The sequence below is a fragment of the Achromobacter sp. 01N37 genome (assembly GCF_056399725.1).
Genome location: NZ_JBFTRX010000005.1, coordinates 126,232 through 150,854 on the forward strand (window position 1 = coordinate 126,232; position 24,623 = coordinate 150,854).

A 24,623-nucleotide genomic window follows, 5' to 3' on the forward strand; every position below is an offset into this window, starting at 1 on the left:
GCTGTGAGGATTTTTGCTTATGGACCGGCGCCGCAAGAATTCGTTCAAGACTTCAATAAAAAAAGCCCTCGTGATGGGCATCGCTTGCACACCACGAGGGCTTTTGATGAAGCCCTTTTATGCGGACTGGCGCAACGCGCGAGCGGCTTGCACCATGCCGATCAACGCGGCTTCGGTTTCCGGCCAGGCGCGCGTTTTCAGACCGCAGTCAGGATTCACCCACAGCCGTTCCTTGGGCAGGCGGGCAGCCGCCTTTTGCATCAAGCCCACCATCCAATCCACGTCCGGCACGTTGGGCGAGTGAATGTCGTACACGCCCGGGCCAATGTCGTTCGGGTAATCGAAGTCTTCAAACGCCTTGAGCAGCTCCATGTTGGAACGTGACGTTTCAATCGTGATCACGTCGGCATCCATCGCCGCAATCGATTCGATGATGTCGTTGAATTCCGAATAGCACATGTGGGTGTGAATCTGCGTTTCGTCGCGCACGCCAGCGGTCGACAAGCGGAAGCAGTCCACCGCCCAATCCAGATACGCCTTCCAATCGGCACGGCGCAGTGGCAAGCCTTCGCGGATGGCGGGTTCGTCGATCTGGATGACGTTGATGCCCGCCGTCTCCAAGTCCACGACTTCATCGCGCAACGCCAACGCCAGTTGGCGGCACGTCTGTTCACGCGGCTGATCGTCACGCACGAACGACCACTGCAGAATCGTCACGGGTCCGGTCAACATGCCCTTGACCGGCTTGTCAGTGAGCGACTGCGCGTATGACGACCAGCCCACCGTCATCGGCGCGGGGCGCGCCACATCTCCAAAGATGATCGGCGGTTTGACGCAACGCGAGCCATAGCTTTGCACCCAGCCGTGCTTGGTGAACGCGAAGCCGKCCAGCWGCTCGCCGAAGTAYTCCACCATGTCGTTGCGTTCGRRYTCGCCGTGCACCAGCACGTCCAGGCCCACCTTTTCCTGGAAGCGGATGACTTCCTCAATTTCCTTGCGAATGGCGGACTCATAACCGGAATCCGTCAGCGCGCCGACCTTCCAGTCGCGACGCAGCGCACGAATTTCAGCCGTCTGCGGGAAGGAGCCGATGGTGGTGGTTGGGTAAGCGGGCAAGCCCAACTGTTCTTGCTGGCGCACAATACGGCCGGCAAACGGCGCACGGTCGCGCGACACCGACTCGGCGGCGGCCATGCGGCGGCCCACCGCCGGGTTGTGAATACGGCGCGACGCTCGGCGGGCGGCCAAGGCGGCGCGCTGCCTGATCAGGCCATCTTGCAGGGACGGCTCGGTTGCGCTTTCCAGCGCGCGGCCCAGCAGGCTCAGTTCTTCGAGCTTTTGCGCGGCGAACGACAGCCAGCTGATCAGTTCACCATCCAGTTCGGTTTCGTTGGCCAGGTCCACCGGCACGTGCAACAACGAGCACGACGGCGCCAACCACAGGCGATCGCCCAGTTGCTGCTTGACCGGCGCCAGCGTGGCGATGGCGGCGTCCAGGTCGGTACGCCAGATGTTGCGGCCGTTGATGATGCCGGCGGACAACACCTGGCCAGCACGCAGGCCGGCCACGACGTCAGCCAGTTGCTCCGGCGCGCGAACCAGATCCACGTGCAAGCCTGCTACCGGCAGCGCTTGCGCGGTGGCCAGGTTGTCTTTCAAGCCGTCGAAGTAGGTGGCGACCAACAGCTTGACGGGGCTGGCGGCCAGCGTGCCGTAGACCTGCTTGAACGCATCGCGCCAGGCTTCTGGCAGGTCCAGCGCCAGGATCGGTTCGTCGATCTGCACCCATTGCACGCCCTGTTTGGCGAAGCGGGCCAGCACGTCTTGGTACACCGGCAGCAACGCTGCCAGCAATTGCAGCTTGCCTGCGTCGGCAGCGCCGCCGGCAAAGGCGTCGCCCTTGCCCAGGTACAGCCAGGTCAACGGACCCGGGATCACGGGCTTGGCGGCGTGGCCCAGCGCTTGCGCTTCCTGCACCTGCTGAAACAGCGATTCACGGGCGATGCGGAAGGTTTGGCCCGGAACCAGTTCCGGCACGATGTAGTGATAGTTGGTGTCGAACCACTTGGTCATTTCGCAAGCGGCGGCGGGCTTGCCCGTAGGCGCGCGGCCACGGCCCATGCGAAACAGCGTGTCCAGCGAGACCGGCTCGCTGTCCTTCTGGCCGAAGCGGACCGGCACGGCGCCCAGCAACGTGGACCATTCCAGAATCTGGTCGTACCAGGCGAAGTCGCCCACAGGCACGAATTTGAGGCCGGCGGCGGCTTGCAGTTTCCAGTGTTTGGCGCGCAGTTCACGGCCGGTTTCTTCCAGCGCTTCGGCGGTCAGCTTGCCAGCCCAATACGCTTCCACCGCGCGCTTGAGTTCGCGCTGCGCGCCAATGCGAGGGAACCCAAGATTATGAATAGTCGTCATGACAATGCCACCGTAAGACAAATTTTGTTCAAGTGATGGCTATTGTGCAGGCTAATTTATATGAATCAAAATCAATGTCTACATTTATAAGATGAGGAAATCTCATACAATAATTCCTCATCCAGACCGCCCCTGAGCCACACCCCCCCCCGCCCCATGCTAGAAATTCGCCATCTTGAAACGCTGACCGCCATCCGCGAAGGCGGCAGCCTGCAAGAAGCCGCCGAGCGCCTGCACCTGACCCAATCCGCCCTGTCGCATCAGTTGCGCGACCTGGAAACCCGCCTGGGTACGCCGCTGTTGAACCGCCGTACCCGCCCCGCCCGCTTGACCACTGCCGGTTTGCGCGTGCTGGCGCTGGCGGACGAGGTGTTGCCGCGCATTCGCGCCACCGAACGCGAATTGCAGCGTCTGGCCGCGGGGCGCACGGGGCGCCTGCATCTGGCCATTGATTGCCATTCCTGCTTCCAATGGTTGATGCCGGCGCTAGACGCTTTCCGCGTGCAATGGCCGGACGTGGCGCTGGACTTGTCGGCGGCCTTCTCGTTTGCGCCGCTGCCCGCCCTGGTGCGCGGCGACCTCGATCTGGTGATCACGTCAGACCCGCAGCCGTTGGATTCCGTGGAGTATCTGCCGCTGTTCAAGTACGAGTTGGTGTTGGCCGTGTCGGAATCGAATCCGCTGGCGGGCAGCAAATTCATCATGCCGGACCAACTGGCCGATCAGACGCTCATTACCTATCCGGTGGACAAGCAGCGCCTGGACGTGTTCACCGCCTTCCTGGACCCGGCGGATGTTGAGCCCGCCGCCATCCGCAAGGCGGAACTCACGCCCATCATCGCGCAGCTGGTTGCCAGCAACCGCGGCGTGGCGGCGCTGCCGAACTGGGCGCTGACGGAATACATGAATCAAGGCTGGTTGCGGTTGTGCCGGCTGGGGCCGCAAGGGGTATGGCGCACGCTGTACGCCACGGTGCGCAGCGAAGACACCGACACGTCGTACATCGATGAATTCCTGACCATCACGCGCGACGTCTGCTTCAAGACGCTATCGGGCATCAAGTCGGCGAAGTGATGCGGGAAGGCTGAAGCAAGCAGGCCAAATACCGCAAGGCGGCCGGATCAGTCTTCGTCGCTGTCGCCCAAGATGCGGCGGATGACGTCGTGCGCAAAGCCGCGGCTGGCCAGAAAGCGGGCCTGCTTGGCGTAGGCGGCGCGGTCGGCCGGTTTGGCATCGAAGCGCTTCTTCCAGACTTCCAGCGCGCGGTCGTACTCCGTGGCGCGAAGCTGGTCGCGCAGTTCGGCGACCTGGTTATCGTCCACCCCATGCTGGCGCAATTCCTGCACGATGCGGGCCGTGCCTTGGCGCGATGCGCGGCGATGCACCAGGCTTTGCGCAAAGCGCTCGGTGGACAGCCAGCCTTCTTTTTCCAGCGCGTCCAACACCGCTTCGACCTCGTCCGCGTCGTCGGCATAGGCGGCAAGCTTGCGGGCGAGTTCTTCGCGGGCGTGTTCACGCCGCGACAAATACCCCACGGCGCGCATCTTCAGCGACGGCCCTTTGCGTTCGGGCTTGCCATCGGCCGTTGCGGCGCCTTCGATCGGGTCCGATCCTGTTTCTGATCCAGCCTCTACGCCCGCTCTTGCGTCGTTACGCGCCGTGCCACGGCCGCGCGCGGAGCCGCGTGTTGCCGCATTGCGTGTTTCCGAGCTGCGCTGCCATACGTCAGGCGCGGAGGCGGATGCGTCTGCGGCCGCGTCAGCTTCTTTTTCGCGGCGCGCGTCGGAAGTGCGCCGCAAGCCCTGGGGCTTGGCGACGGTTTCAAATTCGTCATCCAACTTGGCGCGAAGACGGTCGGCTGACGCGGGAGTCGATTTCCAGCTCATGCGCTTCCTGCTTTCTATGCAAAACGGCAGGCCCGTAGTGGCGCCTGCCGCATATATCGCCAGGCCGAAGCGCTGGCGGCGTCCGAATTGCGTTATTCGGCGGTGTCTTCCGCCGTGGGCACGAATTCGGCGGCGCGGCTGACGATGCCCTGGTTCTCGCGAACGCGGTTCTCGATCTCGATCGCGATTTCCTTGTGCTCTTTCAGGTATTCGCGAACATTGTCCTTGCCCTGGCCAATGCGATTGCCGTTGTAGCTGTACCACGCGCCGGACTTGTCCACCACGCTGGCGGCCACGCCCAAGTCAATGATTTCGCCTTCGCGCGAGATGCCGGCGCCGTACATGATGTCGAATTCAGCCTGCTTGAACGGCGGCGCGACCTTGTTCTTCACAACCTTGACGCGGGTTTCGTTGCCAACGACTTCATCGCCCTTCTTGATGGAGCCRATGCGGCGGATGTCCAGKCGCACCGAGGCGTAGAACTTCAGCGCGTTGCCGCCSGTSGTGGTTTCGGGGTTGCCGAACATSACGCCGATCTTCATGCGGATCTGGTTGATGAAGATSACCAKGCAGTTGGTGCGCTTGATCGTGGCGGTCAGCTTGCGCAGCGCCTGGCTCATCAGACGGGCTTGCAGGCCGGGCAGCGAGTCGCCCATTTCGCCTTCGATTTCRGCCTTGGGCACCAGSGCSGCMACCGAGTCGATSACGATCAGGTCRACCGARCCCGARCGCACCAGCGCATCGGTGATTTCCAGKGCCTGYTCGCCSGTGTCCGGCTGSGAGATCAGCAGGTCGGTCAGGTTCACGCCCAGCTTGTTGGCGTATTGCACGTCCAGCGCGTGTTCCGCGTCGACGAACGCGCAAGTGCCGCCGATTTTCTGCATTTCAGCAATGACTTGCAGCGTGAGGGTCGTCTTGCCCGACGATTCCGGGCCGTAGATTTCGACCACACGGCCGCGCGGCAGGCCGCCAACGCCCAGAGCGATGTCCAGACCCAACGAGCCCGTGGAAACCACCTGGATGTCGTGCGAGACCTCGTTGTCGCCGTAGCGCATGATCGAGCCCTTGCCGAACTGCTTTTCGATCTGCGAAAGCGCGGCGGCAAGCGCCTTGGCCTTTTCCGAAGCGGCGGCCTTGGAGGTTTTGTCGTCCATGTAATGTCCTGTCTGTAACGTATCTGGTATCTGGTGGTTGCGGCTGGGGCCTGAACCGCAGCATTGCTGTTTTGAATCAGGTTCAGATTATGGCATCGGATTGTACTGTACAAAAAACCAGTGTGCCAGAGTTTTGCACGTATTCCCTGAGTGGGCAAGCCCGGCCGCCTATGACAGAATCGAAGCCGACCCCGGCGTTTCGTCCCTTTTCCGCCGCCGGGCCGCCCACAAGGCGGATAGCCCCCCATAGAGGGGTGGCCAGCGCGCAAAGCGCCGGCGCCACAGGGACCCCTTCATTTGCAGCCCATGCGTATTCTGATCGCTGAAGACGACAGCATTCTGGCCGACGGTCTATCCCGGTCATTGCGCCACAACGGCTATGCCGTGGACGCCGTGCGCGACGGGCTGGCCGCCGATTCTGCCCTGGCGGCCCAAGCCTTTGACCTGCTCATCCTGGATCTCGGTCTGCCGCAACTGGCCGGGCTGGAAGTGCTGCGCCGCCTGCGCGCCCGCAACTCCGCCCTGCCCGTTCTGATCCTGACCGCGGCCGACAGCATCGAGCAGCGCGTCAAGGGCCTGGACCTGGGCGCCGACGATTACATGGCCAAGCCTTTCGCGCTGTCCGAGCTGGAAGCGCGCGTGCGCGCCCTGACCCGGCGCGGCGCGGGCGGCGGCGCCACGATGATCAAGCACGGCCGGCTGCTGTTCGACCAGACGGGCCGCGTGGCCATCGTTGATGACCAGACGCTGGACCTGTCCGCGCGCGAAGTCAGCCTGCTGGAAATTCTGCTGACTCGCAGCGGCCGCATGGTCAGCAAGACGCAGCTGGTGGACCACTTGTGCGAATGGGGTGAGGAAGTCAGCACCAACGCTATCGAAGTCTACGTGCACCGCTTGCGCAAGAAGCTGGAGCCCAGCGGCGTGAAGATCGTGACCGTGCGCGGCCTGGGCTACTGTCTGGAGCGGGACCAGGGTGCCGCGTACCTCGCCAGCTGAGCCTGCAGGACCTGAGCCGCTCAATCAGGAAGCGCTGGATATCATGCAAGCCGGGTCCAAGGGCCCGAGCTTCGCGCCGCCCCAGCGTTCGCTGCTGGGCGAAATTCTGGACTGGATGCTCGCGCCGCTGTTCCTGCTGTGGCCCATGAGCGTCGCCATCACGTATGTGGTCGCGCAGAACATCGCCAACGTGCCTTATGACCGGGCGCTGGCCAATAACCTGCATGTGCTGACGCGCCAGGTTCACGCGCAAGATGGCCGCGCGGTACTCAAGATGACGGACCCCGCACGCGATGTGCTGCGCGCCGATGAAACCGACAGCGTGTTCTGGCTGGCGCTGGGCAGCCGCGGCGAATACCTGGGCGGCGACCGCGCGTTGCCCCTACCCGCCACCGTGGGCCAGCCCCGCCCCGGCGAGGTCCAGTACGAAGACGACACCATGCGCGGCTTCGGCATCCGGCTGGCCTTCACGTGGGTGGACCTGAACCTGCCCAACACGCAGCCCGCGCTGCTGATCGTGGCCGAGACCGTCGAGAAGCGCACCCAGCTGGCCAACGACATCATCAAAGGCGTGATCATTCCGCAGTTTGTGGTGCTGCCGATTGCCGTGCTGCTCGTGTGGTTCGGGCTGTCGCGCGGCGTGGCGCCATTGAATGCGTTGCAGCAGCGCCTGCGCGCGCGCCGTCCTGATGATCTTTCGCCCATCGATGAGCGCGCCGCGCCGTCGGAAATCGCGCCGCTGGTGGCGGCTATGAATGACCTGCTGGACCGCTTGTCCGCCAACGTGCAGGCGCAGCGCCGTTTCGTGGCGGACGCGGCGCATCAATTGAAGACGCCGCTGGCCGGCTTGCGCACGCAGGCCGAGCTGGCGTTGCGCGATGCCAGCCCCGAAGAAATGCAGTCCAGCCTGCGCCAGCTGGTGACGGGTTCCGAACGCGCCACACGTCTGGTCAACCAGCTGCTGTTGCTGGCGCGCGCGGAAAATCCCAGTGCGATCGGATTGACCCGCACCGATCTCAACGCCATCGCCTACGAGCAAGCGATGCACTGGGTGCCGCAGGCGCTGTCGCTTGCCACCGATCTGGGTTTCGAAGGGTCGGACGACCCGGTTGAGATCAGCGGCAACCCGCTATTGCTTGCCGAGCTGCTGAACAACCTGGTCGACAACGCCTTGCGCTACACCCCCCGCGGCGGCCACATCACCGTGCGCGTGCAGCGGGTTGGCGACGAAGCCGTGCTGGAGGTCGAAGACTCTGGCCCGGGCATTCCCCCCGAAGAACGCGAACGCGTATTCGACCGCTTCTACCGCGTGCTGGGCACGGCGTCCGACGGCAGCGGCCTGGGGCTGGCCATCGTGCGCGAAATTGCGCAGAAGCATCAGGCCACGGTCCTGATCAGCGACCATCCCACCGCACATTCGGACCTGCCCGGCACCCGCATCCGCGTGGTGTTTCCGATGTACGCCGACCACCCGGATTTGCTGGAAAGCTGAGCGCAACCCTGCCCGCAGCGGGCTAAGGACTATCCCTAGCCCCGCACGCAACGCTTACATAATGTTTCAATTTTAAGATTCAGGTAAGGGTTACGTCAGAACCTCGTCAGCCTCGCGCCTCAATGTTGCGTATAGCTCGATGTCGGCTCGCCGGCAAAGGGCCCAGCACGGCGGACAACCGCTGGCCAAAAAAACGAGGAGACATCATGAGCACAACAACCATGGCAGGCCGCGGTCCTTCCGCGGAACCGCGCCCGATGACCAAGGATGAACGCCGCGTCATCTTCGCGTCGTCTTTGGGCACGGTTTTCGAGTGGTACGACTTTTATCTATATGGCTCGCTCGCAGCCATCATCGCGCAACACTTTTTCTCGGGCGTGAACCCCACCGCGGGCTTCATCTTCGCGCTGCTGGCGTTCGCCGCGGGCTTCGCCGTGCGCCCCTTCGGCGCCCTGGTGTTTGGCCGTTTGGGCGATCTGGTCGGCCGCAAATACACGTTCCTGGTCACGATCGTGATCATGGGCCTGTCGACGTTCCTGGTCGGCGTGCTGCCCAGCTACGCCAGCATCGGCCTGGCCGCTCCGGCCATCCTGATCGTGCTGCGCTTGCTGCAAGGCCTGGCGCTGGGCGGTGAATACGGTGGCGCGGCCACGTACGTCGCCGAACACGCTCCGCACGGCCGCCGTGGTTTCTACACCTCGTGGATTCAAACCACCGCTACCCTGGGCCTGTTCCTGTCGCTGCTCGTCATCCTGGGCATCCGCACGGTCATGGGCGAAGACGACTTCAAAGCCTGGGGCTGGCGCATTCCGTTCCTGATCTCGGTCGTGCTGCTGGGCATCTCGGTGTGGATTCGTCTGCAACTGAGCGAATCGCCGACCTTCAAGCGCATGAAGGAAGAAGGCAAGGGTTCGAAGGCGCCGATCGCTGAATCGTTCGGCCAGTGGAAGAACCTGAAGGTCGTGATCCTGGCGCTGCTGGGCCTGACCGCCGGCCAGGCCGTGGTCTGGTACACGGGCCAGTTCTACGCGCTGTTCTTCCTGACGCAGACGCTGAAGGTTGACGCCAATACCGCCAACATCATGATCGCCATCGCGCTCTTGATCGGCACCCCGTTCTTTGTGGTCTTCGGCGCGCTGTCGGACAAGATCGGCCGCAAGCCCATCATCATGGCGGGCTGCCTGATCGCTGCCGCGACCTACTTCCCGATCTTCCAAGGCATTACGCACTTTGCCAACCCGGCGCTGGAAAAGGCTCAGGCCACGGCCCCGGTCACGGTGATTGCCGACCCCAGCACCTGCTCGTTCCAGTTCAACCCGGTGGGCACGTCCGCGTTCACCAGCTCTTGCGACGTCGTGAAGTCCTTCATGGCCCGCAACTCGGTGAACTACAAGAACGAAACGGCGCCGGCAGGCTCGCTGGCCAAGGTCAAGATCGGCAACGACGAGTTCGCCTCGTTTGACGGCAAGGCCATGGCCCCCGCCGACTTCAAGGCCAAGGCCGCTGAACTGGACAAGGCGCTGACCACCGCGATCCGCAGCCACGGCTATCCGGCCAAGGCGGACCCGGCGCAAAGCAACAACGTCATGGTGGTCGTGCTGCTGGCGATCCTGGTGCTGTACGTGACCATGGTTTACGGCCCCATCGCCGCCATGCTGGTGGAGATGTTCCCGACCCGCATCCGCTACACCTCGATGAGCTTGCCGTATCACATCGGTAACGGCTGGTTCGGCGGCTTCCTGCCCCCGGTCGCCTTCGCGGTCGTGGCTGCCACCGGCAACATCTACGACGGCTTGTGGTACCCGATCATCATTGCAGTCATGACCCTGGTCATTGGCACGCTGTTCGTGCGCGAATCCAAGGACAACGACATCAACGAATAAACGGCCATCCCCCGCCGGGTGGGACTGCTGCGCCTGCCCGGCCTTTCAAAAGCTCCTTATGGAGCTTTTTTTTTGTCTGGCGCTTGCCCCCAGCCCGGCGCACTGCGCGAGGGCTTTGCCTTCTTCAGGCGCTTTCAGGACGATGTCAGACCCTCGCGCTTAGACTGGCGCCTCAGATTACGGCCTTGCGCCAGATCGGCTGACGATTGATCCCCCTGTCAGACGATTGCAGGGCTAGTGTTCTGACACCGATACCGCGTTCCCCGCGAGCCTTTTATGACGCGGTATTGTGTGCTCCCGTACCGGCCCGGCCTTTATTGAGCCGGGCCGCTTTTTTTTGCGCGCGCCATCTGCTGTCACCCTTCGCACCAATAAAAAAATGGCGACCGCTTGGCGGCCGCCATTTCTGTTCATCGCGCCGGACTTGCCGGCCAGCCGGGTTAGCGGCGCATGCCCACGCCGAAGGCCACCACGCCCGCCACGATGGCGGCAATGCCGGCCCACGTCGGGATCGGCACCGACTTCTCGGTTTCGGCGGTAGCCTTCACCGAACCGATCTGCAAAACGGTCTCTTCGGACTTGTAGTTGAAGCCCTTGTAGGCCAGGGCTGCGATGCCCAGGACGATCAGGATGGCGCCAATGATTTTCATGTATTCCTCTCCGATTCCATGTGGGTGCGCGGAAGTTAACGCATCGCCTGGAATGTGTCAGTGACAGAACGTGTCGTCTGTCGCTTGCGGTTTATCGCACTTCGGCAAACCGGCTGCGTCGTATAGAATCAACCCTTTTGGCCGACGCTCATGTGGTTCAAAAACCTCAAGATTTACCGCCTCTCCTCGCCGTGGACTCTCGTTGGCGATCAGCTTGAAGAAACGCTTGCGCGCCACGCCTATCAAGCGGGCAACAACCTTGAAATGCAAAGCCTGGGCTGGGTGCCGCCGCGCGAAAACGGCGGGCTTGCCCACGTTGTGAACGGCCAGATCCTGCTGTCGCTGCGTGCCGAGAAAAAGCTGCTGCCGGGCACGGTCGTGAACCAGGTCGCCAAGGCGCGCGCCCAGGAAATCGAAGAGCAGCAAGGCTACAAGCCGGGCCGCAAGCAGATGAAGGAAATCAAGGAACGCGTCACGGACGAGCTCCTGCCGCGCGCCTTCAGCGTGTACCGCGACACCCGCGTCTGGATCGACCCGCAGAATCACTGGCTGGTGATCGACGCCGCCGCGTCCGCCAAGGCCGACGAAGTCATTGGCCTGCTGGCCAAGTGCGTGGACCCTTTCCCGCTGGAAAACCTGTACGTGGCGCAATCGCCCGCGTCTGCCATGACGGGCTGGCTGGCTGAAGACGAAGCGCCGTCGAACTTCACCATCGACCAAGACACCGAGCTGCGTTCGTCCGGCGAAAGCGGCGCGGCCATCCGCTACGTGAAGCACTCCATCGACGCAGACGACGTGCGCCGCCACATCCAGTCGGGCAAGCAGTGCACCCGCCTGGCCATGACGTGGGCCGACCGCATCTCGTTCGTGCTGACCGAAGGCCTGGATGTGAAGCGCGTGTCGCCGCTGGACGTGCTGAAAGAAGGCAACGAAGGCGTCGCCACGAACGACGACGAGAAGTTTGATTCCGACATGATGCTGATGACGGGCGAACTGGCCAAGATGATAGCCGAGCTCGTCGACGCGCTGGGCGGCGAAAAGAAAATCTGATTGCTGACGCCATCACGCTGAACGCGACAGGCCGCTCTGGAACAGAGCGGCCTTTTTATTGGCGGGCGCGCAAATATCGCCGTCTTATCAAGCCGCTACACTCTGATCGCGCCCCGCCTGCTTGGCGCGATACAAGGCCTTGTCGGCGCGATCAATCAAATAGGCGTAATCCGGGTGCCCGTCAAAGGTCGCCACGCCAATACTCGCCGTAATTCGCAACGCCCCCACTTCGGGAATCGTGAAATCGTGCCGGCGGATCTCGTTGCCCAGCTTTTCAGCGGCGGCCAGCGCGGCCTCTTGGCCGGTGTCGACCAGCACCACCAGGAACTCTTCACCGCCATACCGGAAGACGAAATCGCTGGATCGGCACGACTGGTGCACCACCTCGGCAAACTGGCGCAACACCTGGTCGCCACCCGAATGCCCATGCGCGTCATTGATGGCCTTGAAATGGTCGATATCCAGCAGCAGCACCGAAAAGCGGCTTTCTTGCCGGCTGGCGATTGCGATCTCGCGCCCGATCACCGAAGGCAGGAAGCGGCGGTTCAACACATTCGTCAGCGGATCGCTGCCGCTTTCGATCTCGGCCACCATGTCGAACAGGCCGTTCAGCAAATGCTTAATGCGCGCCACCAATTCTTGCAGTTCACGCACCTGATCAGGCAAGGACATCTGCCGTTGGGCCTCGGCCATCATCAGCTGCGGCAGCACCACGTCATCCAATCGCGTCACAGCTTCGGTGATCTGGCGCAGGGCCGGTGCGCTTTCGAACAGCACGCCGCCCTTGTGTTGCAGCCACAGGCCGAATTCTGACGCCGCCAAACGGGGCAGCGCCTGTTCCGGCGCGCGGTAATGCAGGCCGATCAACACTGCCTGGCTCCACTCCAACAGGGCGGCGCGCTGGCGCTCGCGCTCAGTGGAAATGTTCTGCCCCAGGGCGAACAAGCGATAAGCCTCGTCATTGCGCGCGCCGCGGTTGATGTCGCGCATGAAGGCGCGGCTCATCTGCTCAATGGCCAGATCAAACAGATTACAGACGTACTGGGTGGCGATGGACGCGGCCATGCCGTCAAGATCGCTGGCGCGCAAACGGGCAGAGATTTCGTTTTTCAGAACGCGGGCGCCGGCCATCACCAGATGGATCGGAATATGCACGCGCGCATGCACTTCGCCCACCTTTTTCTGCGTGGCCATCAGCGCGACGATATCGCCCTGATCGCGCACACAGAGCAGGCCCTTCAGCCAATACTTCATGCCGTTGTGCAAGCGCGTCGCAACGATCTCGTGCGACAGGCGCGGCCCGGCCTCAACATCCGCCAGCAAGGTGGAATAGAAAGCGTCCACCAGTTCTTTGGCGCTATCGCCCACTACCGCTGCGACCTGGCCGCGCGTGTAGGCGTCAACCGATTGATAGACCGCTTCCCAGGCCTGCGCGTTTGACGCGCTCAGGTAGCACGCCTGACCGGCGCCACCCGACCACACCGGCATCGCGCTGTTGCTCGAAGACATAACTCATCCGCCCTAAAATCGCCGCCCGTGTCTTGGAACGACACGCGACAGAAAACCAGCGCGGATTATCCTTCAAAAGCACAAAGAGGCCGCCAGGGGCACGCGGCTTGCGTGTCACGTCGGCGCAGTAGCGCTGACCAGCGTGCTTGAGCTGCCCCGGCTTGCGTGTCACGCCACGTGATCAGGGCTCCCCGCCGCCGGGCCGCCCCAAGGCAGGGCGAGCCCCCTCGGGGGGCAGCCAGCGAGCTGCTGGCGAGTGCAGCGTGGGGGCACTTTACTTTGGGGACACCACTTATTCCAGACCGTGGAACACGGAGTCATCCGGACCCACGTGCGACGGGTGCTGCCACGTCACATCGCGCAGCGAGTGCTGCACCAAGCCTTCCACGCCCAACAGCACCGCGAAAATCGCCATGCGGATGGGGATACCGTTGTCGGTCTGGCGGAAGATGGCCAGACGCGGATCGTGGTTCAGGTCCACGCTCAGGTCGTTGGCGCCCGGACGGCTGTCGCGCGGCAGCGGGTGCATCACGATGGTTTCGGGGCTGCAATACGCGTCGATGATGGCGCGGCTGATCTGGAAGTCCGGCGTGTAGCCTTCGTTCTCTTCGTTGGCGAAGCGCTCTTTCTGCACGCGCGTCGCGTAGATCACGTCGGCGCCGGCCAGGCCTTCGGCCAGCGACGTCTTCTGTTCGATGACGTTGCCGTTGCGGCTGGCCTGCTCGATGATGTAGCTCGGCATCTCCAGACCCTTGGGCGACACCAGCGAGAACTTCACGTTCTTGTACAGCGCCATCAGCTTGATCAGCGAATGCACGGTACGGCCGTACTTCAGGTCGCCCACCATGGCGATGTGCGCGCCGTCCAGCAACTTACCCAGGCGCGAGAACTCGGTCAGGATCGTGTACAGGTCCAGCAAGGCCTGGCTGGGGTGCTCGCCGGGGCCGTCGCCGCCGTTGACCACCGGGATGTTCGTCGCGCGTGCAAATTCAGCCACGGAACCTTGGTCCGGATGGCGGATCACCATGGCGTCCACGTAGCCGCTCATGACGCGGCTGGTGTCATAAATGGATTCGCCCTTGGCCATCGACGAAAACGTGAAGCCCGTGGTGTCGCACACCGAGCCGCCCAGGCGGCAGAAGGCCGAGCCGAAGCTGACGCGGGTACGGGTGCTGGCTTCGAAGAACAGGTTGCCCAACACCGCGCCTTCCAGCACCCGCGACACCTTCTGGCGGCGTGCGATGGGCTGCATCATGTCAGCCACGCGGAACAAGTCTTCAACCGACTCGCGCGTGAATTGGTCCACCGACAACAGCTGATGCTTGCCTTCCACGGCGATGCGCTCACGCAGAGGGCCGTCTTGTACGCTTTGCGTATACTTTTCCAGCAGCACCCCGTTCTGCACGATTTCGCTGACGAAACGCTGCACGACTTCCGGCATGGCGCGGAATTCCTGCGAGCCTTCGGGCAACAGCCAGGTGTCCAGGGCGCGGCGTTTGACGCCGATCCGGGTCGCGAACACGTCGCGCGTCAGGTTCAGGCGGCGCATGGCGTCGCGCAGGAAGGCTTGCTGGGAGATGGTCATGACGGGCCTCGAGAAAGAGGATTTATATACGCACCGCGCATATTATTCTCAACGCAAGTGCAAGTCCAACACTTTTGCGTATAGGGGTTTACCCCTTATTTTCACCGGCTAGCGTACGACGTCATCTGCTGCGCATCATGCGCCGCCTGCCCCAGCGAGAACCAGCACGCCGCGCAGAATGTCAGCGCCGCGAGCAGATAGCAGATCATCGCCAGCAACTGGGCTGGCCAGTGGCCGCGCGTCATGTGCCCCGTGTAGCCCTGACGCAACAAACTCACTTGCGCCAGGTAGGCAAACAGCAGACCCAGGCAGGAAGCCACGAGACCGGCCAGGAACAAGGCCAGGGGTAATTGAAGATCAGGGGCGGCGATGTCGCCGCCAACAATGCCCAACGAAAACGCCACCAGCGCCAGCGCCGCGCCCCCGTTCAACCATCCCAGGAATCGAAACGCGCCCGCAAGCAGCGAGAACGACAGGCCTGAAGAACGTATCTGCTGGGCGCGGGGGTCCATGCGTCAGCTGCCGTTGCCGGTGCGGCACACGGGCGTGGCGCTTTGGATCGACGCGCGTGCGGCGGCGATTTCGGCCTCGTCCCAGCGCCCTTTACCCAGTACCGTCACCGTGACTTTGGACTTGGCCGGGCCGTCGGCCTCGGCGGAAATCAGTTCAAGCACAGTGGCCGGCTCGCCCACCTTGTACAGCTGGATCTCATCGGGCGCACCCTTCTCGCCCAGGCTGTGGCGCCAGGCGTAGGCCACGCCATAGGGGTGCTGCACATTCACATGGCATGAGCGGACATATTCACCACCGCGGCGGAAAGCGGCCTGATAGTTGGTGTCGACGCTGAAGGTTTCCTTACGCACGCTATCGGCCTCGTAGACCCCTTTGCTTGCGCAGCCGGCCAACAGCACCGCCAACGCCACACCTGCCCATACTGACTTGCTCATGATTCTTCCCGCATTGAAATTCGGACTTCCGCGATTATGCCAGCGGCTGCAAAAAGGCCACGCGGGAAATGCCTGGGACATTTCGCGCGTGGCCTTGAGCCAGCCTGACATTGGCCGAGGGGACCAACTACTTTTCCGCGGCGCCCTCGATCTTTTCGCCACCACGCTGGATATCTTTACCAGCGCCCGCAACGGTGTTGCAGCCCGCCGAAAGCGCGGCAATCGAAAGCAGCATGACGAGAACGACTTTGTTCTTCATAAACATCTCCTGTCTAGGCGTGGAAACCGAAGTCAGCATACCCCAAAGACCCTGGATTGCGCATCAATCGGATGAGGCGGATGGGGCTGCACGAGGCGGGTGATCCCGCTGTGACGACACCACGCCGCCCGCTGCGCCGGCGTCTTCAGATCTCTTGGATCTCTTGGGTCTCTTGGGGTTCTTGCGCTTCTTCGGCCAGCCAATCGATGAAGCGGCGCACATCGGGCCGCCGCGCCGCGTCAGGCAGGCTGACGGCGTAATAGGCAAAGCGCATCGGCCAGGGCAAATTCAGCACCACCTGCAATCGGCCGGACGCGATGTCGTCCCGCGCGTGGTCTTGCGGCACCAACGCAATGCCCTGCCCGGCTGCCGCCGCCCTCAGCAAAAGCAAGTCGTCGTCAAAGCTGGAGCCGCGCCGCGCGGCGTCGTCGGGCGGGACGCCGTGCGCTTGCAGCCACAGCGTCCAGTCAGCGCGATCAGAGTCCTGCAGCAAGGGATAGCGCAGGCAGTCCGACGGCTGGCGCAACGCGGGCCCATCGCGCAACAGCGCCGGGCTAGCCACCGGCAGCATCACCGGCGCCATCAGCGGCATAACGGCCAGACCCGGGTAGTCGCCCAGGCCATGGCGCAAGGCGACGTCGATCCGGTCGCGCTGGAAGTCGACCAGTTTGGACGTGGCCTCGACCCGCACTTCGATGCCGGGATGCTGCTCGGCAAATCGCCCCAGCCGCGGCACCAGCCAGCTGGCGGCAAACGCGGGCACGGTGCTGATGGTCAACGTACGGCGCGCTGCGCTGGATTCCAGCCGAGTCAGCGATTTCTCGATCAGCTCGAAGGCTTGCACCAAGCCGGGATGGGCTTGCGCGCCGGCTTCGGTCAGGTGCACGCCATGGCGCTCCCGCACAAACAAGGGCACGCCCACACGGTCCTCAAGCAACCGGATCTGCTGGCTGACCGCGCCTGGCGTCACCCCCATGCGCGCCGCCGCCGCTTTGAAGCTGCCCAGACGGCCGGCTTCCGCAAACGCCCGCAGCGCCAGCAATGGCATCACCGCTCCCATCATGCACCTTTGTTTAGAAAAACTAACTTCATGATCGACGATTCATCGTTTTACGACGCGAGCGTGACAAAGCAAGATTACCGCTCGGCCTATCGCCTAATGGCAATAGCTTAACTACTTTCTTGAAAACCGCATGCAACCACCCGCCCTGCACCTTTACACCGATAGCTCACCCAATGGCTTCAAGATCACCATCGCCCTTGAGGAACTGGGCCTGCCTTACCGCCTGCACCACGTGCGTATCGACCAAGGCGAGCACCGCCAGCCCGCCTTCCTGAAGCTGAACCCGCACGGCCGGATTCCCGCACTGGTCGACCACGACACAGGTGTCACGCTGTTTGAGTCCGCCGCCATCCTGCTGTATCTGGCCGAAAAATCCGGCCGCCTGCTTCCCACCGAACCCGGCCCGCGATGGGATGCCATCGTGTGGCTGATGTTCCACAGCGCCAGCATGGGCCCCGTGCTGGGCCAGCGCGTGCACTTTGAGTGCTCTGCCGACGAGCCGAATCTGGCCGCCATTGCGCGCTACCGGGAACTGAGCGAAGCCGCTTTCGCCACGCTGGACGGCCGCCTGGCCGACCGCCCGTGGCTGGCTGGAGATGCCTTTTCCATTGCGGATATCGCCACGTTCGGCTGGACGCATATCTCGGGCATCGCGGGCTTCGACTTCAGCCACTACCCACATCTGAGCGCCTGGCATCAACACACCGCGCGGCGCCCCGCCGTGCAACGCGGCATCTCTCTACCCCATCCGGCCACCCGCCCCTGATATCCGCCCCTGATATCCACGCCTGATATCCGCGCCTGATATCCGCGCCTGATATCCCCCCCCCTGATACCCGCCCCTGACACCCCGCCTTCGACAAACATGTCTCACACGCTTCCCGCCTCATCCTTACTCACCGGCGCCTCGGCGCCCGCGTTCGCCGGCCATCCCGGCTACCAACGCATGTTCGCCCCAGGCCAACTGACGCTGGGCATCTTCTTACCGCTGCGCTTCTATCAGGGAGACATGGCAGTGCTGGCCGGACAGGCCGACTTGGTTGCCAGCATTGACCGCGCCGGGTTTGCCGCGGTCTGGGTGCGCGATGTGCCGCTGTACGACCCGGGGTTCGGCGATGCCGGCCAAGTCTTTGACCCCTATACCTATCTGGCGTATCTGGCCGCGCGCACAGAACGCATCGCGCTGGCCACCGGCAGCGCCATATTTTCCCTGCGTCATCCGATTGATCTGGCCAAAGCCGCCACCACCATTGATCGCCTGTCAGGCGGGCGTCTGGTGCTGGGCATTGCGTCGGGCGACCGTCCCGTCGAATTCCCGGCCTATGGGTTGGATCACGCGCGGCGCGATGAACGCTTCGCACAAACCGTGTCTGACTTCCGTCGACTGATCCAGGCCCGCCACGGCGCCATTGAATCTCCGCTTGGCCGCTTCGATGGCCCGCAACTGCTGCCGAAACCGGCTACGGGGCGCATCCCGCTGCTGATTACGGGCTCGTGCCGCCAGACGCCGCAGTGGGTAGGTGAACACGCCGACGGCTGGCTGACCTATCCGGAAAGCACGCACGACACGAACGGGCCATTGCGGCTGGCGGACAAGATCAGCGCATGGCGGGCGCGCATTCCAGACGGCGGGTTCCGGCCTCATGTCACCAATGAATGGCTGGACCTGAGCGCTGACCCTGACCATCCGCGCACCCCGCTGCGCGGCGGTTACGTGTTGCGCACCGGGCGCAAGGGCCTGCTTGACCTGCTTGCCCGCTGGCGCGAGGCGGGCGTCAACCATGCCGCGTTGGGCATCCAGTTTTCAGATAGACCGGCCGCCGAAGTCATCCTGGAACTGGCGGAAGAAGTGCTGCCCCATTTCCCGCCCCATGAGGGCCCCGCCCCCGACTCAACCCGCTGGTAGATCAAAAAGCCGTACGCATTCCCGCCTACAATGCGGCCCGCCTGGCGCGCGACAGAAGACCTGCCCGCACTTTGTAACCCTGGCGACGAAACCCCGTAACCGCCCTTACGCGGCCGTGACAATACGGCCGGGGTACGGCTGTCGCGTATTTGCCGGCAATGGATTAGGATGCGCAAATGAATAAAAAACCTGTTTCGCAGATCGCTGGTTCCGCCCCTTCGGGTTGGGGCTGGGAACAGCCTCAATGCCGTGGACAAGCGGCTTTGGCGCTGTTCATCGACGATCTGCATCGAATTCTGCAAGCCCATGCCGCTGGCAAGCTCGCGGACAGCAGCACGCTGGCCGACGCGCAAGAACATGTAGATGAATTGCTTGCCCGCTACAACGAAATCAACGCCGCGCCGGAAATCTTTTTGGGGCAATCGGTCGAGCTCAAGGAAGGCGTGGATCGCAATGGCGTTTCCCATACGGTACCGATTTTCTCGGCGCGCCTGAAAAAATCACTGGTGTCGATGCTGGGCCAAGGCGCCGGCTGACTCACCCCGAACGACCGGCGGCATGCAATTGGCCCGGACCAGTACAGCTTTTACAGGGGACCCATAATGAATACTGACAACGTCGTAGAGTTTCTCCGCTTGCTGTCGCTGGACGTCTCGCTGGGCGCCGCCGCCCAACACGCCGCGAGCCAGGCGGATGCACCTCTGGCGCTGGCCCGTTTGGCCACCGCGCACGGCTTGCCTTGTAACGCGTCTGACTGGTCCTTCTTTGCCCGCAGTTGCCTTGACACGTCGGCAGATGCCGATGCAGAAGCCGTTCCCAGCGCCACCATCTGGCAACTGGTGCAAGACCCGGCTCAGGGCACCGCTATTCCCGCCAGCGCCATTACCCGCGTCATCGGCATCATCACGCAACCCGAAGGCGGTCCGCCCGTGGTGGGCCATGTCGTGGGAGACCTGGCGCCGCGCTCGCCACTGGGCGTGTCGCCGTACCCGTCGGTTTCCTGATCACGCGGGCTGGCGCGCCCCGAGCGGATGCGCGCCCCTGGCTGACATGCCCCGGCCTACCTGCTTAGGTAGTCCCCTACCCCGTTTGCAGCAACCACGCCGCTGGCCATGCAGGCCGTCAGCAGATAGCCGCCGGTGGGAGCTTCCCAATCCAGCATTTCGCCGGCGCAGAATACGCCCGGGGCCGCCCGCAGCATCAAGCCCGCATCAACCGCATCGAATGCCACGCCGCCCGCCGTGCTGATCGCCTCGTCAATGGGACGGGCACGCACGAGCGTCAGCGGCAGGGCCTTGATACGAACGGCAAGGCGCGCCGGTTCCTTGAAATCTTCCGCCGACGCGCATTCGCGCAGCAAGCCCGCCTTCACGCCCGTCAGGCCCATCCGGCTTTGCAGGTGACTGGACATGGACCGTGCGCCACGCGGATGCGTCACGGCCGCCGTGACCTTTTCCTGCGGCCAATCCGGCGCCAGATCCAGCACGGCGACAGCGTGTCCGCCGGCATCGATCTGGTCACGCAACGGCGCCGACAGCGCATACACCAGGCTGCCCTCGATGCCGGTTTCCGACACCACAAATTCACCTTGGCGGGCGGGCGTGATCCCGTCTTTTCGGACGCACGACATCGCCACGGATTTAACCGGCTGGCCCGCATAGCGCTGGCGGAAGTGCTCGGACCACGCCACCTCAAAACCGCAGTTGGCCGGACGCAGAGGCGCGACCGTAATGCCATGCGCCTGCAAGCCGTCGGCCCAGGCGCCGTCTGAACCCAACTTGGCCCAACTGCCGCCGCCCAAGGCCAGCACCACGGCGTCCGCCGTTTGCGTCTGCACGCCATCGGGCGTATCAAAGCGCAGCATCGCCGGCGATGGCGCCGCGCCTTCCGGCCACCCCAGCCAACGGTGCCGCATATGAAAGCGCACACCGCTTGCGCGCAGCCGCGCCAGCCAGGCCCGCAGCATCGGCGCCGCTTTCATCTCCTGCGGAAACACGCGGCCCGACGAACCCACGAACGTCTCGATGCCCAACGCATGCGCCCATTCACGCAACGCCGTAGCATCCATCGCCGCAAGCCACGGCGCGACCTGCGCCGCGCGCTCGCCATACCGCGCCACGAATGGCGCGGCCGCTTCGCTATGGGTCAGATTCAACCCACCCCGCCCCGCCATCAGGAACTTGCGGCCCACCGACGGCATGGCGTCAAACACGTCAACCTGCACGCCCTGCGCGGCCAGCCCTTCCGCCGCCATCAGGCCAGCCGGCCCCCCGCCGATCACGGCGACACGCTTGGAAGCGTTCAGCGTCATGGGGCTACCCCGTTCTGAGCGGGGACGAAAAGGAACGGAAGGCGAAACATGAAGAGAGGATCGAAGCCATCAATGACGAATACGACGCCGGGCGCGCCGCAAGGGGAAAGATTGTCGCATGGCGGCTCAGTGCGAATCCGGCTGGCGGACCGCTCCGCGCATCAAAGGCTTATCGGCAAGGGGCGCCAACAAGAAAAAGGCCCGGCGCCGGCCACTTATTGACCGCAGGCGCCAAGCCTTTGTTATGACAGGACAAATTGGACATGCACAGAGGCTATCCCAAGGCTTGTCCACAGTCGTTGTGGGTAACTTTCAACGCTTCAGGCGTTACCCGCCGCCTGCATGGGCCCGGACCAGGGTTCGGAATCCAACTCAAAACGCAGTTCCTGATATTCGCCATCCACCGCTACCGTCCGCAGCAGCCCCGCGCCCATTGCCTGCCCAAGCGCGCGGCGGCACAGGGTTTCAGGATCATCAGGCAGGGACTGGAATACGCCGTCGGGAATGCGCAAGCGCAGCAGCGCTTGGGGATCGCCGCGTTCCGCGGGGCGGCCGATGTGGATGTGGGCGGGATAGCCATGCGGGCACCAGATGCCCACGTGATACTTGCCTTCAGCGCCGGTGTCGGCGACGTAACCAGGATGATCGTATTTTGCGGTACCCATGGACCCTCCTCGAGTGCGGCGAACTAGCGCGCGTGACCCATGGTAGCTCAGCGTTCAAGGCCTGTGCGCGCAGGAACACCCGGGAAACTCCGGGTTGGAACAATCGATTGATCCAAGGCAAACGCCAGGCGAAAACATCAAACCAAATTCCAAACGAAAAAAGCCGCGATTTGCATCGCGGCTTTTTTCTTGAAACTGGTTGCGGGGGCAGGATTTGAACCTACGACCTTCGGGTTATGAGCCCGACGAGCTGCCAGACTGCTCCACCCCGCGTCTGATGTGATGAATCATACACCATTATGAAATCTTGTGCAGCGCACCCAGGCCTTTTTTCGCTAATTTGGCCCGATTCAGGCGAAATATTTTCGTTGCGACCCCAAAAAAACGGGTGAACGGGCTTGGAACGTCCACACAAATCACTTCGGCGCCTTTAATTGCCGTCACGCGCAGCACGCCGCCTGAGGCCACCCCATGCGCCTCGCCCGCATTGACGTGTGCGGAAACCGGCAGATGCAGGCTGCTCGCGGCTTCGGCGCCTGCGGCGGGTTCGTCGATGCGGATACTGCCTGAAAGACAAACGACGCTTGCGCCCGCGCGCAGCGCCAGGGTGCGGGACGCGCCAGAGGCGATTTCAAGGCGGCGGGCCAGGGGTTCAGGGCGGGTATCGGGGGTCATGAATATTCTCCAGTCGGACAATGACAGGCTACGCGCGCCCTGCTCTGCGCAACAGCCACACTCCCGGGCTTTCTGTACCGATGCAGACTCTCGATTTCGCCGCTGTTATGGTGTACTTTTCTGCAATCTGTGCCTTCCTTCCGTCCAACCTCGGGGAGCATGATCGGCGCATGGACCCACAACCGCTGTACCTTCGCTTGGCGAACCATTACCGGCGCGCCATTCAGACGGGCGTTCTGGCGCCCGCCCAGCGCATGCCCTCCGTGCGCACCTTGGTGCGAACCCACCACGTCAGTCTGTCCACCGCGCTGCAAGCTTGCCGCCAACTGGAAGACGACGGCCTGATCGAAGCCCGGCCGCGCTCGGGATACTTCGTGCTTTCCCCCCGGCGCAACAGCATCCCCCCCGTCAACGAGCCCGACATCCGCCAGACGCTTGGGGCGGCGCAGTATGTGGGCATCCACGACCGGGTGTCCGATTTCATCGCCAAATGCGAGGCGCACCCGGTCAGCGCCAACTTCGCGCTGGCGGCCGCGGTGCCCGAGGCTTATCCCATGGAAGCGCTGAAGCAAGCGATGACGCGCGCGTTGCGGATGACGCCGCACGTGCTGGTGAGCCCCGTTCCGCCGCAAGGCCACCCAGAGCTGCGCACGGTGCTCGCGCGGCGCGCGCTGGCCAATGGCATCAACGCCACGCCGGATGACGTCATCGTCACGCATGGCTGCATCGAAGCGTTGAACCTGGCTTTGCGTGCGGTAGCCCGCCCCGGCGACACGATTGCCGTCGAATCGCCCACCTACTTTGGTCTGCTGCAAATCTTGGAAAGCCTGGGGATGCGGGCGCTGGAGATTCCCACCAGCCCGCAGCACGGCTTGTCCATCGAAGCGCTGGACCTGGCCTTTCAGACGCACGGCAATATTCGCGCCGTAGTCGTCGTGCCGAACTTTCAGAACCCGCTGGGCTGCGTCATGCCGGACGCTGAAAAGGCGCGGCTGGTGGCGCTGTGCGAACGCCAGCAAGTGCCGCTGATCGAAGACGATACCTATGGCGCGCTGACCGATGAAGACACGCCGCTTGCCGCCGCCAAGTCGTGGGACGCGACCGGCAACGTTATCTATTGCTCGTCAATGCACAAGACGCTGGCGCCGGGCATGCGCCTTGGCTGGCTGCTGGGCGGCCGCTGGAAGGCGCGCATCGCCATGCTGAAGTATGCGCAAAGCCGCCCGAACGAACCACTGGCGCAGATTGCCGTTGCCGAATTCCTGGGGTCGCGCGCGTATGACCGGCACCTGGCGCGGCTGAGGCGGCAATTGAAGAGCCAACGCGACCAGACGGCCGAAGCGATTGCCGCGCACTTTCCCCGCGGCACCCGGCTGAGCGTGCCGCAAGGCGGCATGCTGCTATGGGTGGAAATGCCTGGCGGCCGCTCCGGCATGGACGTGTTCGAGGCCGCGCTGCAACAAGGCATACGCGTCGCCCCGGGCGCCATGTTTTCAAATGGCACGCGCTACAACCACTTCCTGCGGATCAGTTGCGGCCAGCGCACCACGCCCGAGATCTCGCGCGCGCTGTTGACGCTGGCGCGCATTGTTGGCGAAGGCGGCGCATGAATCCGTCGCTGCATCAGTTCATCGTTGACTACGGCCTCTGGGCCGTGCTGGGCGGCACGTTTCTGGAAGGCGAAAGCGTGGTGGTGTTCGCGGGCTTTCTCGCGCACCAGCATCTGATGCACTTGCCGTATGTGATGCTGTGCGCGTTCGCCGGGTCCTTCATCGCGGACCAGTTGCTGTTCTTTCTAGGCCGACGTTATCGCGACCATCGCTTTGTGCGGCGTATCCGCGAAAAGCCCGCGTTCGAAAAAGCGCTGGCCGCCATCGACCGCTATCCGCACGGCTTCATCTTGAGCCTGCGATTCCTGTATGGCCTGCGCACCGTGGGGCCCGTGGCGTTGGGCATGTCGCGCGTGCCGCCGCTGCGCTTTTTGGTGCTGAACGCCATCGCCGCCACCATCTGGGCGGTGTGCTTCAGCCTGGTCGGCTATGCATTCGGCCAGACCATCGAGACGTTACTTGGACGCCTGCACGGCGTGGAAACGAAACTGGCGGTGGCCGTGGCGATTGGTGTGGTGATCGGGCTGGCCTACCACCTGATCTCCCGGCGGCGGATGCGGCGCTAGG

General features: G+C 63.5%; 24 protein-coding genes and 1 tRNA gene. 11 read left to right on the forward strand and 14 right to left on the reverse strand.

All coding sequences use genetic code 11. The features are described 5' to 3' along the window. Window positions 1–117: 117 nt before the first annotated feature. Window positions 118–2,415 carry a 5-methyltetrahydropteroyltriglutamate--homocysteine S-methyltransferase gene (gene metE, locus AC1DSJ_RS12100; RefSeq protein WP_476760312.1) on the reverse strand — a complete coding sequence of 766 codons (2,298 nt, stop codon included), beginning with the start codon at window positions 2,413–2,415 and terminating at the stop codon, window positions 118–120. A 156-nt stretch (window positions 2,416–2,571) separates the two neighbouring features. On the opposite strand from metE, the gene AC1DSJ_RS12105 reads away from it, so the two are divergent. Beyond that, the gene (locus tag AC1DSJ_RS12105) at window positions 2,572–3,489 is read left to right on the forward strand and encodes a LysR family transcriptional regulator (protein ID WP_054423509.1); all 918 of its coding nucleotides are present in this window, start codon (window positions 2,572–2,574) and stop codon (window positions 3,487–3,489) included. Window positions 3,490–3,536: 47 nt separating this feature from the next. Here AC1DSJ_RS12105 and recX read toward each other — a convergent pair whose 3' ends face one another. Then, a complete protein-coding gene (gene recX / locus AC1DSJ_RS12110) occupies window positions 3,537–4,301 on the reverse strand; it encodes a recombination regulator RecX (protein ID WP_441370700.1) in 765 nt (254 codons plus the stop codon). Window positions 4,302–4,393: 92 nt separating this feature from the next. Beyond that, window positions 4,394–5,455, reverse strand: a complete 1,062-nt coding sequence (gene recA / locus AC1DSJ_RS12115) for a recombinase RecA (RefSeq protein WP_476760313.1) — start codon at window positions 5,453–5,455, stop codon at window positions 4,394–4,396. A 306-nt stretch (window positions 5,456–5,761) separates the two neighbouring features. Here recA and AC1DSJ_RS12120 point away from each other — a divergent pair, with 306 nt between their 5' ends. The 3 genes from AC1DSJ_RS12120 to AC1DSJ_RS12130 all read left to right on the forward strand — a co-directional run bounded on the left by AC1DSJ_RS12120 (window position 5,762) and on the right by AC1DSJ_RS12130 (window position 9,826). Next, complete coding sequence (locus AC1DSJ_RS12120) at window positions 5,762–6,451, forward strand: response regulator transcription factor (protein ID WP_006225021.1); 690 nt, start codon at window positions 5,762–5,764, stop codon at window positions 6,449–6,451. A gap of 115 nt (window positions 6,452–6,566) precedes the next feature. Continuing rightward, window positions 6,567–7,943: a sensor histidine kinase gene (locus AC1DSJ_RS12125; RefSeq protein WP_156336667.1), complete on the forward strand. Its 1,377-nt coding sequence runs from the start codon at window positions 6,567–6,569 to the stop codon at window positions 7,941–7,943. A 221-nt stretch (window positions 7,944–8,164) separates the two neighbouring features. Further along, window positions 8,165–9,826: an MFS transporter gene (locus tag AC1DSJ_RS12130; RefSeq protein ID WP_054423515.1), complete on the forward strand. Its 1,662-nt coding sequence runs from the start codon at window positions 8,165–8,167 to the stop codon at window positions 9,824–9,826. A gap of 440 nt (window positions 9,827–10,266) precedes the next feature. Here AC1DSJ_RS12130 and AC1DSJ_RS12135 read toward each other — a convergent pair whose 3' ends face one another. Continuing rightward, the gene (locus AC1DSJ_RS12135) at window positions 10,267–10,476 is read right to left on the reverse strand and encodes a hypothetical protein (protein ID WP_054423516.1); all 210 of its coding nucleotides are present in this window, start codon (window positions 10,474–10,476) and stop codon (window positions 10,267–10,269) included. Window positions 10,477–10,626: 150 nt separating this feature from the next. Between AC1DSJ_RS12135 and AC1DSJ_RS12140 the strand changes: the two genes are divergently transcribed. Continuing rightward, window positions 10,627–11,526, forward strand: a complete 900-nt coding sequence (locus tag AC1DSJ_RS12140) for a recombination-associated protein RdgC (RefSeq protein ID WP_441370699.1) — start codon at window positions 10,627–10,629, stop codon at window positions 11,524–11,526. A gap of 87 nt (window positions 11,527–11,613) precedes the next feature. Here AC1DSJ_RS12140 and AC1DSJ_RS12145 read toward each other — a convergent pair whose 3' ends face one another. From AC1DSJ_RS12145 to gcvA, 6 genes are all read right to left on the reverse strand, one after another. Beyond that, entirely contained in the window at window positions 11,614–13,035 is a 1,422-nt protein-coding gene (locus AC1DSJ_RS12145) for a diguanylate cyclase (protein WP_175169715.1), read from the reverse strand. 292 nt (window positions 13,036–13,327) lie between these two features. Beyond that, complete coding sequence (locus tag AC1DSJ_RS12150; RefSeq protein WP_175177745.1) at window positions 13,328–14,620, reverse strand: aspartate carbamoyltransferase; 1,293 nt, start codon at window positions 14,618–14,620, stop codon at window positions 13,328–13,330. A gap of 101 nt (window positions 14,621–14,721) precedes the next feature. After that, window positions 14,722–15,132, reverse strand: a complete 411-nt coding sequence (locus tag AC1DSJ_RS12155; RefSeq protein ID WP_054423519.1) for a hypothetical protein — start codon at window positions 15,130–15,132, stop codon at window positions 14,722–14,724. A gap of 3 nt (window positions 15,133–15,135) precedes the next feature. Beyond that, window positions 15,136–15,567 carry a BPTD_2524 family lipoprotein gene (locus AC1DSJ_RS12160; RefSeq protein WP_054423520.1) on the reverse strand — a complete coding sequence of 144 codons (432 nt, stop codon included), beginning with the start codon at window positions 15,565–15,567 and terminating at the stop codon, window positions 15,136–15,138. Between the two features lie 127 nt (window positions 15,568–15,694). Next, the gene (locus AC1DSJ_RS12165) at window positions 15,695–15,826 is read right to left on the reverse strand and encodes an entericidin A/B family lipoprotein (RefSeq protein ID WP_054423521.1); all 132 of its coding nucleotides are present in this window, start codon (window positions 15,824–15,826) and stop codon (window positions 15,695–15,697) included. A 145-nt stretch (window positions 15,827–15,971) separates the two neighbouring features. Next, a complete protein-coding gene (gcvA, locus tag AC1DSJ_RS12170) occupies window positions 15,972–16,886 on the reverse strand; it encodes a transcriptional regulator GcvA (RefSeq protein WP_441370728.1) in 915 nt (304 codons plus the stop codon). Window positions 16,887–17,019: 133 nt separating this feature from the next. Between gcvA and AC1DSJ_RS12175 the strand changes: the two genes are divergently transcribed. The 4 genes from AC1DSJ_RS12175 (at window position 17,020) to AC1DSJ_RS12190 (ending at window position 19,799) form a co-directional block, all read left to right on the forward strand. Beyond that, window positions 17,020–17,655, forward strand: a complete 636-nt coding sequence (locus AC1DSJ_RS12175) for a glutathione S-transferase family protein (protein WP_441370698.1) — start codon at window positions 17,020–17,022, stop codon at window positions 17,653–17,655. A 99-nt stretch (window positions 17,656–17,754) separates the two neighbouring features. Next, window positions 17,755–18,795: an LLM class oxidoreductase gene (locus tag AC1DSJ_RS12180; protein WP_441370697.1), complete on the forward strand. Its 1,041-nt coding sequence runs from the start codon at window positions 17,755–17,757 to the stop codon at window positions 18,793–18,795. A 176-nt stretch (window positions 18,796–18,971) separates the two neighbouring features. Beyond that, window positions 18,972–19,331 (forward strand): hypothetical protein, encoded by a 360-nt coding sequence (locus tag AC1DSJ_RS12185; protein ID WP_054423524.1) that lies wholly within the window; start codon window positions 18,972–18,974, stop codon window positions 19,329–19,331. Between the two features lie 66 nt (window positions 19,332–19,397). Next, a complete protein-coding gene (locus tag AC1DSJ_RS12190) occupies window positions 19,398–19,799 on the forward strand; it encodes a hypothetical protein (protein ID WP_054423525.1) in 402 nt (133 codons plus the stop codon). A gap of 56 nt (window positions 19,800–19,855) precedes the next feature. Here AC1DSJ_RS12190 and AC1DSJ_RS12195 read toward each other — a convergent pair whose 3' ends face one another. The 4 genes from AC1DSJ_RS12195 to AC1DSJ_RS12210 all read right to left on the reverse strand — a co-directional run bounded on the left by AC1DSJ_RS12195 (window position 19,856) and on the right by AC1DSJ_RS12210 (window position 22,446). Continuing rightward, a complete protein-coding gene (locus tag AC1DSJ_RS12195; RefSeq protein WP_441370696.1) occupies window positions 19,856–21,106 on the reverse strand; it encodes a TIGR03862 family flavoprotein in 1,251 nt (416 codons plus the stop codon). Window positions 21,107–21,426: 320 nt separating this feature from the next. Then, entirely contained in the window at window positions 21,427–21,771 is a 345-nt protein-coding gene (locus tag AC1DSJ_RS12200; protein WP_054423528.1) for a hypothetical protein, read from the reverse strand. 196 nt (window positions 21,772–21,967) lie between these two features. After that, window positions 21,968–22,044 (reverse strand) — tRNA-Met (locus tag AC1DSJ_RS12205). Between the two features lie 24 nt (window positions 22,045–22,068). After that, window positions 22,069–22,446 (reverse strand): hypothetical protein, encoded by a 378-nt coding sequence (locus tag AC1DSJ_RS12210; RefSeq protein ID WP_054423530.1) that lies wholly within the window; start codon window positions 22,444–22,446, stop codon window positions 22,069–22,071. Window positions 22,447–22,616: 170 nt separating this feature from the next. Here AC1DSJ_RS12210 and AC1DSJ_RS12215 point away from each other — a divergent pair, with 170 nt between their 5' ends. Beyond that, entirely contained in the window at window positions 22,617–24,056 is a 1,440-nt protein-coding gene (locus AC1DSJ_RS12215; protein WP_175169711.1) for an aminotransferase-like domain-containing protein, read from the forward strand. After that, complete coding sequence (locus tag AC1DSJ_RS12220; RefSeq protein WP_441370695.1) at window positions 24,053–24,622, forward strand: DedA family protein; 570 nt, start codon at window positions 24,053–24,055, stop codon at window positions 24,620–24,622. Before AC1DSJ_RS12215 ends, AC1DSJ_RS12220 begins: the two co-directional genes overlap by 4 nt. Window position 24,623 lies beyond the last annotated feature (1 nt).